At 48.0% G+C, this 15,759-nt stretch carries 12 protein-coding genes; 1 reads left to right on the forward strand and 11 read right to left on the reverse strand.

The window, feature by feature from the left end; translation table 11 throughout:
* Positions 1-137 precede the first annotated feature (137 nt).
* The 9 genes from BLP63_RS14900 to BLP63_RS14940 all read right to left on the reverse strand — a co-directional run bounded on the left by BLP63_RS14900 (position 138) and on the right by BLP63_RS14940 (position 12,886).
* A complete protein-coding gene (locus tag BLP63_RS14900) occupies positions 138-2,432 on the reverse strand; it encodes a hydratase (RefSeq protein ID WP_092592963.1) in 2,295 nt (764 codons plus the stop codon).
* A gap of 102 nt (positions 2,433-2,534) precedes the next feature.
* Positions 2,535-4,043, reverse strand: a complete 1,509-nt coding sequence (locus BLP63_RS14905) for a tripartite tricarboxylate transporter permease (protein ID WP_242870935.1) — start codon at positions 4,041-4,043, stop codon at positions 2,535-2,537.
* A gap of 13 nt (positions 4,044-4,056) precedes the next feature.
* A complete protein-coding gene (locus BLP63_RS14910; RefSeq protein ID WP_170829489.1) occupies positions 4,057-4,551 on the reverse strand; it encodes a tripartite tricarboxylate transporter TctB family protein in 495 nt (164 codons plus the stop codon).
* Positions 4,552-4,799: 248 nt separating this feature from the next.
* Complete coding sequence (locus BLP63_RS14915) at positions 4,800-5,819, reverse strand: tripartite tricarboxylate transporter substrate binding protein (protein ID WP_092592967.1); 1,020 nt, start codon at positions 5,817-5,819, stop codon at positions 4,800-4,802.
* Positions 5,820-6,222: 403 nt separating this feature from the next.
* The gene (locus BLP63_RS14920; RefSeq protein WP_092592969.1) at positions 6,223-7,575 is read right to left on the reverse strand and encodes an MmgE/PrpD family protein; all 1,353 of its coding nucleotides are present in this window, start codon (positions 7,573-7,575) and stop codon (positions 6,223-6,225) included.
* A 74-nt stretch (positions 7,576-7,649) separates the two neighbouring features.
* Positions 7,650-8,297, reverse strand: coding sequence for an RraA family protein (locus tag BLP63_RS14925; protein WP_092592971.1), 648 nt, complete (start codon positions 8,295-8,297; stop codon positions 7,650-7,652).
* Positions 8,298-8,363: 66 nt separating this feature from the next.
* The gene (locus BLP63_RS14930) at positions 8,364-10,289 is read right to left on the reverse strand and encodes an aconitate hydratase (protein ID WP_092592973.1); all 1,926 of its coding nucleotides are present in this window, start codon (positions 10,287-10,289) and stop codon (positions 8,364-8,366) included.
* Between the two features lie 247 nt (positions 10,290-10,536).
* The gene (locus BLP63_RS14935) at positions 10,537-11,694 is read right to left on the reverse strand and encodes an isocitrate/isopropylmalate family dehydrogenase (protein WP_092592975.1); all 1,158 of its coding nucleotides are present in this window, start codon (positions 11,692-11,694) and stop codon (positions 10,537-10,539) included.
* A 127-nt stretch (positions 11,695-11,821) separates the two neighbouring features.
* Entirely contained in the window at positions 11,822-12,886 is a 1,065-nt protein-coding gene (locus tag BLP63_RS14940; RefSeq protein ID WP_092592977.1) for a lactonase family protein, read from the reverse strand.
* 156 nt (positions 12,887-13,042) lie between these two features.
* On the opposite strand from BLP63_RS14940, the gene BLP63_RS14945 reads away from it, so the two are divergent.
* Positions 13,043-13,954 carry a LysR family transcriptional regulator gene (locus BLP63_RS14945; RefSeq protein ID WP_170829490.1) on the forward strand — a complete coding sequence of 304 codons (912 nt, stop codon included), beginning with the start codon at positions 13,043-13,045 and terminating at the stop codon, positions 13,952-13,954.
* 115 nt (positions 13,955-14,069) lie between these two features.
* Here the strand turns inward: BLP63_RS14945 and BLP63_RS14950 are convergent, their stop codons facing one another.
* A complete protein-coding gene (locus tag BLP63_RS14950) occupies positions 14,070-14,600 on the reverse strand; it encodes an SRPBCC domain-containing protein (protein ID WP_092592981.1) in 531 nt (176 codons plus the stop codon).
* A gap of 279 nt (positions 14,601-14,879) precedes the next feature.
* The coding region (locus tag BLP63_RS14955; RefSeq protein WP_139159852.1) for an aminotransferase class I/II-fold pyridoxal phosphate-dependent enzyme at positions 14,880-15,759 on the reverse strand (880 nt) is incomplete at its 5' end.

A 15,759-nucleotide genomic window follows, 5' to 3' on the forward strand; every position in this document is an offset into this window, starting at 1 on the left:
ACGAATTGTCAGATCAGATGAAGGATAGCGTTGACAAGGGGTGAAATGGCGAAACAGCGTCACGCTGTATGCAAAAAATGCAGGCGTCGTGACGCTGTAAGGCTTTGAAAAAGTAATTATTGGATGCTTGTTGAGGTTTATTTTACTTTATAGTAGTTGATCAGGCAGCCTGCCGCAATGACTTCCCGTTCTTCCTTGGAAAGGCTTCCCAGTTTGACTGTAAAGGCTTTGACTTCATCTCCAATGACGTAAGCCGGAATCTCCGGCTGCCCACTGAGGACCGCGCTGCGGATATTTGGAATATAGACGTAGTCATCCTTGTCAAAGACTGGATCACCGCTGACTTCAAACGGCAGCATGCCCCAGTTGATGAGGTTGGATCTGTAGCGCTTAGTGGCATATTGCTTGGCGAAGTTCGCCCAGGTGCCCAAGACCTTTTGGCAGGAAGCTGCTTGTTCTCTGGCGGATCCGTCCCCAGGCATGTTGGCGAACACTGCGCTGCCTATGCCAATTTCCTTAGGATCAACCACTTTTTCCGGATCTATGGACTTAATTTTATCATAAATTGCAGCTAAGGACGCGTCGAGCTCAACCGGGTTTTCACCATGCTCTCTTGCCACTTCCAGTTTTTGAAGGACTTTCGCGTTTGGCACAAACTGCGGATCTTTTCTTCCGAGCGTAAATTCTGCGAGTCTGATTGGATTGGAACGATAAGAAGAGGTTTCACCGGAAGGGATCAGCTCATCCGTCGTCGTTACAGGGTCTGTGATGTAAGTGATCACCTTGAGGAGAATATCTTCTGTGAGATTTGGCATAGCCGGCCAATCCTTGATATTTGGTCCCATTAGAAGCTCTGTCTCAGGGGTTTCCTTGCCAATACCATTAAAGACTCTGAAGTCATAGATGCTCTTATTGAAGGTGTATTTAGGTCTGGTGAAGTTTACATCGATCTCCGTCGCCGCAGTCAGCTTGCCGCCATTGATCGCTGTAGCCGCAATGGATCTGGCATCCATGAGGGCAACGTAGGAGATTTGGCCGTCTGTAGGCTTTGAGCCTTCGCGGTTAGGGAAGTTGCGCGTCGCATGACGGATTGAGAATTCCTGATTCGCCGGTGTGTCTCCTGCGCCAAAGCACGGACCACAGAACGCTTCTCTGACAATTACACCCGCACTCATGAAGGTTTCCATAGCACCGTTTCGGACGAGCTCAATATTGATAGGCTGGCTGCCCGGATAAACGCTCATTGTAAACGTACCGTTGCCCGTAGACCCGCCGCGCATAATATCCGCTGCATCCGTGAGGTTCTCAAAGGTACCGCCGGAGCAGCCCGCAATAATGCCCTGGTCCACCATAAACGCACCATTTCTGAGTTTGCTTCTGAGGTTGATGTCGAGATTAGGAACGTCAAACTGCTTTCTGCCTTCTACCTCAATGTAATTTATGATCTCCGCCGCATTGGCTTTAAACTCTTCAATAGTATAGATATTGCTTGGGTGGAATGGCATAGCAATAGTTGGCTTAATGGCAGAAAGGTCTACATAAACCAAACCGTCATAATAGGCCACCGCTTCAGGCTTAAGCGTTTTGTAGTCGCCTTCGCGGCCATGGATCAAGAAGTATTCCTTCACTTGGTCATCTGTTTCCCAAATGGAAGAGAGGCAAGTGGTTTCAGTGGTCATGACATCAATGCCATTTCTGTAGTCCACGCTGAGATTTTGAATACCATCCCCAATGAACTCCATGACTTTGTTTTTGACATAGCCATTGTTGTAGACGTTGCCAATAATCTGAAGGGCGACGTCCTGAGGGCCAACACCTGGCTGAGGCTTGCCTGTCAGATAAACCGCAATGACTTCCGGCTTCGCGAGGTCATAGGTTTTGCCAAGGAGCTGCTTCGCAAGCTCGCCGCCGCCTTCGCCAATAGCCATAGTGCCAAGGGCGCCGTAACGGGTGTGGCTGTCTGATCCAAGAATCATATTGCCAGGCTTCGCCATCATTTCGCGGTTATAAGAGTGAATGACCGCCAGATTGGTTGGAACATAAATACCGCCATACTTTTGCGCCGCGGATAAGGCGAACTTATGGTCGTCTTCGTTGATCGTGCCACCCACCGCGCAGAGGCTGTTATGGCAGTTGGTCATGACAAAAGGCATTGGGAACTTTTCCATGCCGCTGGCTCTTGCAGTTTGGATGATGCCAACGTATGTAATATCGTGGGCTGTCAGCGAGTCAAATTTCAGCTTCAGCAGGCCACCCTGCTCAGCATGGTTGTGGGCCTGAATAACGCCATAAGCCATAGTCCCTTGCTTGGCTGCTTCCTTGTCAGCAGATTGACCCAGCATACTGGCAAGCTTTGCCTGAGCCTCCGCGTCATCTTTGACAATTTCTCGTCCGTTTAATACATAAGCACCAGTTTCAAAACATTTTACCATTTACATGACCTCACTTTCTTATCCAAAGATAGATTCGACTAAACCCTTATCTTTGAGGATAAGGGTTTAGTCAGGGGATTATATAAATGTTACATTTATACCTTATGCAGCTGTTTTTGGATTCATTTTGTTCAGGATCGTCTTAATGAGCGGCCAGAACAAAGCGATGGCACTGATAATTAAAATAGTTGCGGTAATTGGCTTAGCGAAAACTGCCAAAATGTCACCTTCAGTCAGCATGACCGCTCTTCTGAAGTTGGATTCAACCATGCCGCCAAGGACGAGGCCCAAGATCAGCGCAGCCGTGTTATAGCCAAACTTGGAGTAGAAGTAGCCAAAGATGCCAGCGACGACCATCAGCAGAACGCTGCCTGTGTTATTCTGGAGCGCGTAGCTGCCCACCACGGAGAAGAGAATAATGATAGGACCGAGGATGCTGTATGGGATAGAAAGAATTTTACTGAAGATTTTTGCGATTCCGAGTGAAATAACAACCATGATGACATTTGTGACCATCATGGACACGAAGACGCTGGAAAGGTACTGAGGCTGAGTCTTGAGGAGCATAGGCCCCATTTGGACACCCTTCATGATAAGTGCGGACATCATAACCGCAGCTGCGTTGCCGCCCGGTATACCAAGGGAAAGGAGCGGGACCATGGAACCGCCGGTAGCGGCGTTGTTCGCTGTCTCAGAAGCTGCGACACCTCTTGGGTTGCCTTTGCCGTAGGTCTCAGGATTTTTTGAGGTTTTAACTTCGACAGCGTAGCTGAGGAACGACGCAATGGTAGCGCCGGCGCCAGGCAGGATACCAACCGCTGTGCCAAGAATTGCGGATCTCACTATGGTCAGTTTCATCTTCCACAGCTCAACCATAGAGATAATGCCGTCCTTGACGCCGTCTTTGTGACCTCCGGCGACATCCTCAATTTTGGTTCTCTTAAGGGTTTCCTTGAGTACCTGGGTCACGGCGAACATACCAATCATGACCGGAATCATTTCAACGCCTGATAGCAGCGTTGAGTTGCCCCATGTGAATCGCGCAAGACCCATAATGGGGTCCATACCAACAGTTGCCAGCCAAAGACCCATGAGGCCTGAAATAATCGTTTTAATGACGTTGCCTTCATCCAGAGCCGTCAAGATAGACAGACCCATGAAAGAAATCGCAAACATTTCAGAAGAACCAAATTTCAGTGCCGCGTTGGAAAGCTGTGGACTGAGGAGAAACATTGCGAGGGCTGCGACAATACCGCCAATAGCGGATGTGATCAGCGAGATGCTGAGGGCTTTCGTCGCGAGTCCCTGCTGCAGCATTGGGTAACCGTCAAAAGTCGTCGTAGCGCTGGAAGGCGTACCTGGAATCTTAAACAGGATTGCAGTAATACCACCACCGGTGATGGCCGCGCAGTAGACGGCAACGAGAAACGCAATGGACGTTACAGGATCCATGGTGTATGTAAACGTCATGGCGAGAACGACTGCCATTGTGGAGCTGACACCCGGCATTGCGCCAAAGATGACACCCAGGGTTGTACCAAAGACGATCAGCAAAAAGGTCAAAGGATTGAATACGACCTCAACGCCCATCATTAAAATATCCATGCTCATTATGCTGACCTCCTTAAATCGATTCTAACATTAGCGCAAATTCTCGGAATATGCCAGCACCTCTTGGGAGCATGATATCGAGACCGTAGCTGAAAATGATGTAAAATACAACGACAGATAAAATGGAGACCGGAATCAGTCGGTTGATTCTCTTTTCACCAAGTAAGTAGGAATAAAGGCCGAATAGAATGATAGAGGAAACAATAAAACCTGTATACTCGAGTACCATGGAATAGATCACCATGAGTGAGCTTCCGAGGAACAATTTATTCTTGACAAGCTCCTTGACGTTCAGCCTGAAAGAAGCGCTATTTTCTTTTTTACTGTCCTTGATCAGCCTGTACATATTGATCAGCATGAAGACAATCAACAAAATCAAAATCATGCGTGGCCACTCTATACCATCTATTTGGTTAGGGGCTTCTTCAGGTGCATTGACACCAATGTAGAAATAAGCATAGATAAAAAATATTGATAGTACTGCGTTAAAGATGATCTCTAAAGTCACTGATATCACTCCCATAAATAATAAACGAGATCTCATACACCTGAAAAGGACATTTGCGAAAGCTATAAAACATCATTATTAGAATCTAATCTTAATATGGCTCTTAATATGAATTTCGCTATGATCATTCAGTTCTGAAAATCTTATGTCTTATGTTGTATACAACCCTCACATTTGTGAGGGTTGCATACAATGTCATATTTGTTTCACTTTATTTTCTCTATAGCCACTAATTTTAAGTTGTTGAATTAGTTGGCAAGAAGATCTTCCATGATGGTGTAGTATTCAGTCCAAACTTGACCAAACTCTTCTGGGCCAGCGAAGCCAGGGCGGTCTGTAAGACCAACGCTTTGCTTCCACTCGTTCCACTCTGGGTCTGCGTCTGCTCTCTCAATAGCAGCCGCTAAAGCGTCAATAGCTTCTTGAGGTGTACCATTGTGAGCGACAATACCTCTCCAAGGACCAATGTAAGCATTGATTCCGAGCTCGCCTGTGCACTCTGTCTCAGGAAGTGTGGAGCCTCTTTGCTCAGCAAGGAGAACGATCGCTTTCATGTCGCCGGAATCGACGAATGCTTTGCCGTCAAACGGGCTGGTAAGAACCATGTCCGTATGGCCGCCCATGATCGCAGCGTTTGCTTCCGCGCCGCTTGCATAAGGAATAAAGTTTGCTTTGATGCCAATTTCATCAAAGAGCTGACCAGCAGCAACGCCGTCAATACCTTGGATGGACATCATACCAACAGATGGCACATAGTCAGGGTTAGCTTTGCAGTATTCAATCATTTCGCCAACAGTGCTGTAAGGTACTTGCGTTCCTGCAAGAAGGACGTTGGAGTCATGAACAAGTCTTGCGACAGGAATTGTTTCGTTGAAGATATCAAAATTGACCGTCTTGTTGATAGCAGCAATGATGTGAGAAGGTGTGTACATAGCGAAGACATAACCGTCATGTGGTTGGTTCGCGTAGAACTCTGCGCCTACAACGCCGCCAGCGCCCTCTTTGTTGTTGATTTTGACTGGGACGCCAAGCTCTTTTTCGAGAGCTGGCTGAAGTGCTCTGATCGTTGTGTCCGTACCGCTGCCAGGACCGAAAGTAATGATTAATTCAATAGGTCTGTCAAATTTGAATTCCTCAGTTGCTGCAGGTGTTTCGCCTTCTGCAGGCTCCGCAGGTGCTGCCGGCTCTTCAGCCGGCTTGCTGCAGCCAGCAAACGCGAGTACAAGCATCATAACCAGTGCTGTCATAAGTAACCATTTTTTCTTCATTTTCCGTTCCCCTTTACTTTTTAGTGTACGTTTCGCTGCAATTGCCTTCTCTATGTTACTTTTGACGATCAGCCCCCTTTTCGGATTGTGGCTTTGTTCCTTAAATTAAAAGGCAGCCACGCCCGTAATTTTTCCTGTATGTGCATAAGACTTCAGGAACAAATTTGGGTGTTGTGTCTGATCGACTGACTTCATTATATCCCTTTGTGAGTTCTTGTACTAATATTAATATTTTATTGAACCTCATAAAAGAATTTTATATCTTCTTTGTCAATCTGTCAGTCGAACGACATTTAATGTGTGTTTCAGACCTTTTTTATATAGGTTTTCAGGCAAATGCCATTTTGAATCAGGCAGAAATCAAGTTGAAATATTTTATTATAAACTATCTGAAAATGTCCAGTTAAGCCATGTCACTGAGCTTCAGCGCTTCTATCTCAAGAAAACTCTGAATGATCATTTTAGGGTCGTCATAAGCCACTTTTATAAGGGGTTCGACTTTCTTGTTGAGGTCTTCAGGGGTAAGCGGTTGGTCCACACTGCCCAAGGCATCTTTTATTTCAGTTTCATAGGTGTCTCCGCTGTTCATAGTGATTATGGCGCGGCAGCCCCAATGCTTTGGATACCTGGAAGTAAAGGTTTCCTCCGGTCTTACTTCAACCTTGCTGAGCAAACTTTGTACAGCAGGATCCTGGATTGCCTCCGGGAGGAAAGATTCAATGTTGACTGTCCCTTTTAAAAGCGCGGCAGCTACAGTATATGGAATAGAGAATTTCGCATCCACTGGGGTCTTGGGCTTCAAACTGCCTTCCGTAAGGCCACACTGCTTATAGCCAACCAAATAGGTCTCAACTTCAATTTTCTTGATCTCATCTGATGCAATTGGATAATGTCCGCTGAGATAAAGGGCAGCATCAATGGCACAATGGGTGCTTCTGCAGCATGGATAAGGTTTTATGTCCACCTTGAGGATCTCAAAATCTTTTCCAAGTCCCTCTGTCACCGCTGTATAGCTGTATTCATCTGACATCGCTTTAAATAAACCACCATCAAACGCTGATAAAATCTTAGTCGGTCCTGTCATTCCAGATTTCGCCAGAAGCGCAGCTTCAATGCCGCTGACTGCTGCCCTGCCAGGATGAAGGATCTTCGAGCTGGCACTGTCCTCAAGGAATGCCCAAACGCCAAAAGATTGGGTACCTGCCATCCCAAGGGCGTGCACCGTCTTTTCAGCGTCCAGACCCAGAAGCTTCGCAGCAGCTGCCGCCGCACCAAAGGTTCCTGCTGTTGACGTCACGTGCCAGCCCCGGTTTCTGTGGCTGGAAACGCCAAAGCCCATGCCAATCCGCGACATGACTTCGTAGCCGCAGATGACCGCCTCCAAGAACTGGGCGCCTGTAAGATCAAGATGCTGACTGAGGGCAAAGGCAGCGGGTACAACGACTGTACCAATATGAGTTTTGGAGCTCGTATGGACGTCGTCCAGTTCCAGGCGGTGACCCATCATGCCATTTAGAAATGCCGCCTGAAGAAAAGGCATCTTTTTCTCAAAGCCCCAAACGGCAGCGTCACCCCCACCTGGGTAAAGGCTCTGATAGGTGCTTACAATTTTCTGAATCAAGGGGTCCCTGGTGGCGCCGGCCGCAGCGCCAAAGGTGTCAAGGACACAGAGCTTTGCAGCATCTATGACCTTTTTATCAAGGTTCTCAAGTTTGAGGTCGTGGATAAAGCCTGCTAAAATTTCGAGTTCATACATTATTTCACTGACCACCTTTTCGTAATCGTAAGTGAAGCGTCGTTTTTATCATTCCATTAATATATCATAATATTTTATAAAAGTCCGCCGGTCAAGACTTTGTAAATTTTTTCCTCGTCGTTCTTGAGCTTCTTCGAGGCGCCTTCCACCGCAATTTGGAGCTGCTCAGGGGGTATGACCACCACACCATCGGCATCCCCCAGGATGAGATCTCCAGGCCGTACCAGAACACCACCGCAGACAACAGGGACGTTCAGCTCACCGCCGCCGGCCTTGCCGCTGGCCTGTACGACCTGGGCCCTCGAAAAAACTGGGAACCCCAGCGCCATATTCTTTTTCCTGTCCCTGATCGCGCCGTCTACGACCACGCCGGCAATGCGTTTTGACATAGCCTTGATGGTTTTTACGTCCCCCCAGACTGCGAGGTCCATGGTACCGCCTGAGTGAATCACCAGAATGTCGCCTGGCTCTGCGGCTTCAATGGCTTCAAGCGTCAGGACACCATCCCCGGGCGGGAGCTGGACGGTAAATGCGCGGCCAATAATTTTCGTGTTCAGGTCGAGGGGTTTGATGCCGGCGTCCATGACGCCTTTGCCTTTAAGGGCATCTGAAATTTCTGTGGTGCCAAAAAGCTTGAATTCTGAATAGGTCTCACTGGTTTCAAAATATTGCCGGTACTGAGTGATCAGTGACTGTTCGAGAACTTCAATTTCATCTTTCATTAAAATAGCATCCTCCCTTGGGATCACTGCCGGACTCACCACTCTGCCAACTCAAAACACCGCAGCCTATTTCGCGTTTTTCTTCTTCAGCATGTTGACTACGCCGCCCTGACGAATGGCGTCAAGGTCTGCTTGAAAGAGTGGTGTCTTCAGCGCATAAGTCTCATTTTTGGTGAGGTTGCGTACAAAGACATCTTCGCCTTCCTTGAGGTCAAAATGGTCGAGCTTTAAGGTGTCGCCTTGTGAGATAGCCTCATAATCACTGTCATTTTTGAAGACCAGCGGCAGGATCCCCCAGTTGACCATGTTGGCAAGGTGGAGCCGCGCAAAGCCCTTGGCCATGACGACACTGATGCCAAGGTATCTCGGAATGATGGCCGCCTGCTCCCGGCTGGAGCCTTGACCATAGTTGTGGCCCGCGACTATGATTGAAGTTTTGGCGTCCATGGCCCTTTGGGCAAAGGTCGGGTCGACAACCTGGAAGGAATATTTGGAGATCTCCGGTATATTGGAGCGGATGGGCAGGTAAAGCGCCCCTGCGGGACAAATGAAATCTGTGGAGATGTCATCCCCCAGCTTAATGCTGACTGGAGCTTCCATACTTTCAGGGAGATCTGAAAGCTCAGGGATAGGCTTAATGTTTGGACCTTTTCTGACGACTTGCTCCGGATTGTTTTCCGGCATAATGAAAATACTCTTGTCACTGATATATTTTTCAGGGACTTCAAACTCTGGGTAAGTTTTGCCAAGCGCCCTTGGATCCGTAATAACACCAGTGATGGCTGAAGCGGCGGCCGTTTCTGGCGCAACAAGGTAGACTTGATCATCCTTTGTGCCAGATCTGCCTTTAAAATTCCTTGGCGTCGTCCTCAGAGAGACGCCGCCGCTTGGAGGCGCGAAGCCGCAGCCATTGCAGCCGCCGCAAACAGGCTCGAAAATCCGGGCGCCGGTGGCGACAATTTTTTCATACGCCCCGCGCTTCACGATCTCCCGGATCACTGTGCGGGTAGAAGGATAGACGCCAAGCACCACATCTCTGTGAATGGTCTCCCCTTCCAAAATACTGGCGACACTGAGCAGGTCCTGAACTGAAGTATTGGTGCAGGAACCAATCATGACCTGATCGATTTTGAGGCCCGCGACTTCACTGACTTTCACAACTTTGTCCGGCTGTGAAGGCAGCGCAATCAGAGGCTCAAGGGTGCTGAGGTCAATCTCGATCACCTCGTCATAGACTGCATCCGGGTCAGCTTCCAGCGAAAGGAAATCTGCTTCCCGCTCAAAGGCCTTCAGCCATTTCTGAGTGTTTTCATCACTTGGAAATATTGAAGTTGTGGCCCCCGTCTCCGCGCCCATGTTGGTGATAATGGACCGCTCCGCAACGTTCAGCGTCTTTACGCCGTCACCGCTGTACTCAAAGACCTTGCCAATGCCGCCTTTGACGCTGACACGTCTGAGAAGCTCAAGAATGATGTTCTTTGCAGAAACAAAAGGCTGAAGTTTGCCCGTCAGCCTGACATTGACAATTTTGGGCATAGTCATGTAGAACGGCTCGCCCGCTATGGCCATGGCGTTGTCAAAGCCCCCGACACCAACAGAAAACGAGCCCACACCGCCCGCTGCGACTGTATGGGAATCCCCGCCTATCAGTACTTTACCCGGTGCGGAAAAATGCTCAAGGTGCAGGTGATGGCAAATGCCGTTGCCACTCCGCGCAGTGATAATGCCAAGCTTTGATGTCATGTCCAGGATAAAGCTGTGATCATCCGCATTTTTGAAGTCCGACTGCAGCATGTTGTGGTCTATGTACTGGACGGCTGTGGCAACCTTTTTTTGTTTTAGCCCAATGGCCTCCAACACCAAATAGGACATGACGCCATTTAGATCGTGCGTCAGCGTTTGATCTGCTTTGATGCCAATACGGGTACCCCGGACGAGCTCACCCTCGACCAGCGCCCGTGATAATATTTTTTCAGTTATGGTCATTCCCATAGGATCACCTCATAGAGTATTTTCTGAAAATTTGAACTTTGGCACACTTCATTATAACGCTAATAAAATCTTAGGTACAATAACTATGACGCATAAGGTTATAACTCAAGGTTATAAGTCGTGAAAGCCCTGCGAATAAGGAGAGATTAAGCTTATGGAACCATCGGCCAAAAGCTTAATCTCTAAGGGGAACTGTTATGGAGGACTTTCAGATCAGGCTCGTGGCAAAGGCAGTGCGCCGCACCTGTTAGAGCTTTGCCAGCGTTTCCAGGACATAGTCAGCGTACTGAGCAGTGGAGGCGTCTTCCCGGAAGCTGGTGATGACAATTTTTTTCTCTTCGAACCCGCAAATATCAAGAGCTCTAACAAGCTTTGCCGATTGTTCCAAATACCCCACATGGGACAGCAACATGGCAGCCGCCCTCAGCACACTGCTTGGGTCAGCGTAGTCACCCCTGTTATTTTCAATAAGAAAAGGCGCAGTGCCATGAATGGCTTCAAAGACCGCGTACTTGGTGCCAATATTGGCCGCTCCGGCAGTGCCCAGCCCCCCTTGAAGTTCCGCAGCAATATCTGTGATGATGTCACCGTAGAGATTCGGCAGGACGAAGACCTGAAGCCCTTTATTGAATTCAGGGTCGGCGAGCTTGGCAGCGGTAACATCCACGAGCTTTTCCACCATCTGTATGCCTGGATAGTCTTCCGCGACACGCTTGCAGGCATGGATAAAGTTGCCGTCAGAGAGCTTGACAATATTGGCCTTGGTTACAACGGTAACATTGGATTTGTTGTTGTTCTTCGCAAATTCAAAGGCAGCCTTGGCGATGCGCTCAGAACCTTGGCGTGTCTCGACCACGAAGTCCACTGCTATGTCCTTATTAACCTGAATGCCTTTGCTGCCCCATATGTAGGCGCCTTCTATATTTTCCCTGTAAAAAGTCCAGTCAATGCCCTTTTCAGGCATAGTTACCGGCCGGACATTGGCAAAGAGATCAAGCTCCCTGCGCAGGGTCGCGTTGGCGCTTGGCAGGTTTGGCCAAGGGTCGGAGGCTCTTGGGGTCATGGTTGGCCCCTTTAAAACGACATGGCACTTCTTGATTTCCTGAAGTACGTCCTCTGGAACAGACTGAAGCAGCGCGGCACGGTTTTCAATGGTCAGCCCTTCAATTTTTCTCAGCTCAACACGTCCTGAGGTGATTTCATCACCAAGAAGTACCTTAAGCACGCGCTCCGCTTGCTCAATGATTATGGGGCCAATGCCATCCCCTGGCACAATGCCTATAATGATTTTTTCCAAGGCCTTGAAGTCAGTGAATTCCATTTTTTCACCCATCTTTTCGACTCTTTTGAATTCTGTCTCAACGAGCTTTGCAAATTTTTCCATAGCGTTTTGAACTTCCTGCATCACTTCTTCTCCTCCAGCCTCGTTTCATTCGTTGTGACAACATTTGTCCAACAGTGTTCTTTCCTGGCAGTGCTATGCTTAGACAGACTAAGGTGCAAATCGTCTTATGCAGCAGGCTTGAAACTTCTTATTTGGATCCAAAGCGCCTGAAAATAACGCACACTGGACTTTCCGTGCGGACCGTCTGACCCGTGAAAGTCAGTTCCCCTGAATTAGAGTTTATTTGAAAAAACTGCAGTGTATCACTATCCTCATTGGCAACAATGAGCTGGTTTCCCTCCGGGTTGAAGGTCGCGAAACGTGGAGTTTTTCCCATGCAGGAGGTATTGCTCAAACATTTGAGATAACCCGTGTTTGCGTCCACTGCAAACACGGTGAGGCTATCGTGAATGCGATTTGTTGTAATCAGGTATTTGCCGCTGGAATGGATCAGAACCGCACTGGCTTGACCCTCTCCCACGTACCATTCGGGCAGTGTGGAGAGTATTTGTCTGGGTTCAAGTCGGCCGGTGGCGCTGTCAAAGCTGTAGTAAACAACAGAGTTGTCCTTTTCGTTGATCCCGTAAACGTAACGGTTGTTGGGATGAACCGCGACGTGACGGGCCTCGTCCAGCTCCCGAGTCCTATGGCTGTACCTGTGCTCCAGCGCTCCGTCCGGCTGAGCTTCAAAGACATTGATTTCCGAGTAGCCTATGCCGCGTCCCTGTGCCGGTACGAACAAGTAAGCCATCTCTTGATCCCACAGGCATTGATGGGCATGGGATACGCCGCCTTCAAAGCGTCCTGGAAGCTTAGCGGTATGTATGGGTTCACTAAGGCCGCCGTCATCCCGGCGTCTCAGCGTATAAACTGCGCCTCCCTGAAGACAGGCCACATAGAGAAACTGATTGGATTTGTCCACCGTAAGGAAGACGGGGTTTTTTCCAACTGTATCAATGGTATTGATCAAACTCAATTCGCCTGATTCATTTGAAATTTTAAAGGCACTGACCGAGGTCATATCACCATGAACACAGTAAAGGTAGTCTTCATTTTGGTCAAAGCAAAGATAGGAGGGGTTTTCGAATTCTGACAGAAGCTGCTTTTCTGTCCAATTGCCGGTTGCACTGTTTACATCGTAAACCTTGAGTCCCAGGCCTCTGGCGTTACGTTCTTTGGTTGTTCTGCAGCCTATGTAGGCAGTCGTTTTCATGGTGGGGTCTCCTCATAGTTCCTATCTGAGTGTGGCTTGCGTTTGACGTTGCTTGTAGTATAACCTTGCAATTGAAATGTGTAAAATATCAGGATATAATACACCTATAACTTAAAGTTATAAACATTGATCCTCCGCTGTGAAAGGATGATGCACATGCGCCTGGAAGATTTTAAATACGTTTCTGAAATCGCAAAGCACGGCAGTTTTTCAAAGGCATCCAAAACGCTCTTTGTCAGTCAGCCCGCTTTAAGCAAAGCTGTCATCAAACTCGAAAATGAGCTTGGCATTGAGCTTTTTAAACGCGACAAAACTTCCGTCATTTTAACCGCTGCCGGAGAGCTTTTCTTAAATGAAGGCAATAAAGTCATAGAAATCACGAACAATTTGATCCAAGAGATGAATGCCTTGTCACTAACCAATGAGAGTACACTGAGAATAGGTTCTTCCCAGTTTTACATAAAGTATTTTTTTCCACATATCATTCCATACTTCAATAAAAAGTATCCCAACATCAATATAAAGATCACCGAAGGCGTTTCAAGCTTAACAGAGCAATATTTGTTGGATGCAGACCTTGATTTGGCCATTGTCCCGTTGCCTTTAAGCTCACCAAAGCTTGACTATACCACCATCTATGAAGAGACTTTTCAACTCGCCTACTGCAGCTCCAACGAAGATCAGGACCACCTCTATCGTCAAGCAACCACAAATGGCTGCTTTGACTTATCCTATTTCCAAGACGAGCCCTTCATCCTGCTCAAACATGGCTTTAAAATGCGAAAGCTCTCAGAATCTATTTTTGAAAGCTATGGCTTTCAGCCTAAAGTCGTCTTTGAAACAGAAAACTATGACACCATCAATTCCTTGATCAGCAATAATTACGGTGTTTCAATACTGCCGTCTTTTATCACCAAATATGACAATGTGAGCTATGTCAAGCTGGACTGTGAAAGCTCCCGCCGGCATATTGTCGCGACCTATTTGAAGTCCAGCGCAGGGAACAAAATCATCAATGAGTTTATCAAGTGTCTGCAGACGGTCCTTCAAGAGAATCTGGAAGCATAGAAAAAGCGCGAACGCGAGAGGATGCTCAGGCGTTCGCGCTGCTGCGCTTTTGGGGAATGGTGGGTTTGTGGTGAATGGGACCATCGGCAAAAGCATTTGGTTTTAAGGTAAGGGCTCAGGCGTCGAGCGGACAGGACTCCGCATGCTTCTTGAAATTGTCGAGAATGGCTTGCCAGCCTTGCTGCTGGAGCTCAAGGGAATTTTGGCTTTCCGCTTCGAAGACCTCAATCACCTCTGTAAAAGTGCCACGGTCGACAAAGTCAACAACGACCCGGCGGTCGCCAATGGTATAAGCGAGCTGGTGATTAGGGGCTACAACGTCGAAGGTGCCTTCAAAGTCAAAGGCGGCGCTTCCGTCTTTGGCTGCCATTCGGTAGCTGAAGGCTCCGCCGGGCTCCAGGGTGCTTGAAGCGGCTGGACAGTGCCAGTCCTCGGAGGCGAAATTCCAGTGCAGGATGTGCTCAGGGGAAGTGAAACAGTGCCAGACTGCATCTGCTGGGCGGTCCACGGTAACTTTAACTGTGAGGACGGGCTTGGTTGAGTCGTCAAACTGGGAAACTTGAGGGGCTGCTTGTAGGGCATCCTGAGGGTTTTTTTGATCTCTTCGCTTACGCTTTTCTTGTTTTGGGGTATTGACGCCGTTCAAGGGATCACCTGCTTTCTATTTGCTTTCTATTAAGGTAAGTTTGCGCTTTTGATTTGATAATCATTCTCATTAGAGTTATACCCTCGTGCGCTCGCTGTAAATCATATTCGTGTGTCCATCATGGAAGCTGCTGTTGGCAAATTCCTCACTGTGGTGAGTCCCTGTTTTTCCAGCACAAGGGCACGACTGACCTTTTTAGCAACAAAAAACCAAGGCCTCTTCTTTATTTGAGAAGCCTTGGTTTTATTATTTGTTCAGCTAAGGCTTTAGCTTAAAGCTCTATCTGTTCGCTTCATACTGCTGAAGCAGCTTGACGAAGAGCTCAGGGATCTTTGCCATTTTTTCAGGCGTCTCGACGAAGGAGATGCGGAACTGTGTCTTGCCTGGGTTCTCAACGCCTTCTTTTGTCTCGTAGAAGCCCTTCATAGGCGCGACGAGAAGTGTGGTCTGAACGCCATCAATGTCAACGGCGCCTTCTTGAGCGCAGTACAGGACAAAGTCGAGGCAGTCAAAGCCTGGCTTGACAACGTTGCGGACGTCAATAATGGAGTAAATGGAGGCATCCGGGCTGGAGACAATGAGCTTTGGCTCAAGCTCTTTCAGGCCGTTGTATACTTTGACGATCTGCTCTTTATAGTATTCTCTAAGTTCATTTGTCCAAGCAGCAAGCTCTTCCTTAGTCTCGTAAGCGAGGGCACCAAAAATGTATTGGCCTATGACGTTGGCACAGAGGTTTGCTGTATATTCCGCGACGGAACGGTCGTGGAACTCCGCGTTGTCTGTGATGACAGCGCCAATTCTGAGGCCGCAGGCATTCCATACTTTTGAAGCAGTTTCAATGCTGATTCTTCTGCCTTCAATGCCCGGAACATCCGCGTCGCTAAGACCCCAGACACTGACAAGCGGCTTGTCTGTTTCATAATAAAGCTCACGGTAAGCTTCGTCGCTGATCATCCACATATTGTATTTAACGCAAAGCTTTGCAAGGTCTTTGAGCATATCATAAGTGTAAAATTGTCCAGTGGGATTGTCATAAGGAATGACGAGGAGCGCGCCTGGATTTTCTTTTTTAGGCTCTAAGTCAATAGTTGGGGTGGGGATTCTTTGAATCCCTGCTCCTTTAATGTTTAGAGGGTATTTTAGTAATCGATTGTCAACG

Origin of the sequence: Acidaminobacter hydrogenoformans DSM 2784, from assembly GCF_900103005.1 — a bacterium.
GTDB lineage: Bacteria > Bacillota > Clostridia > Peptostreptococcales > Acidaminobacteraceae > Acidaminobacter > Acidaminobacter hydrogenoformans.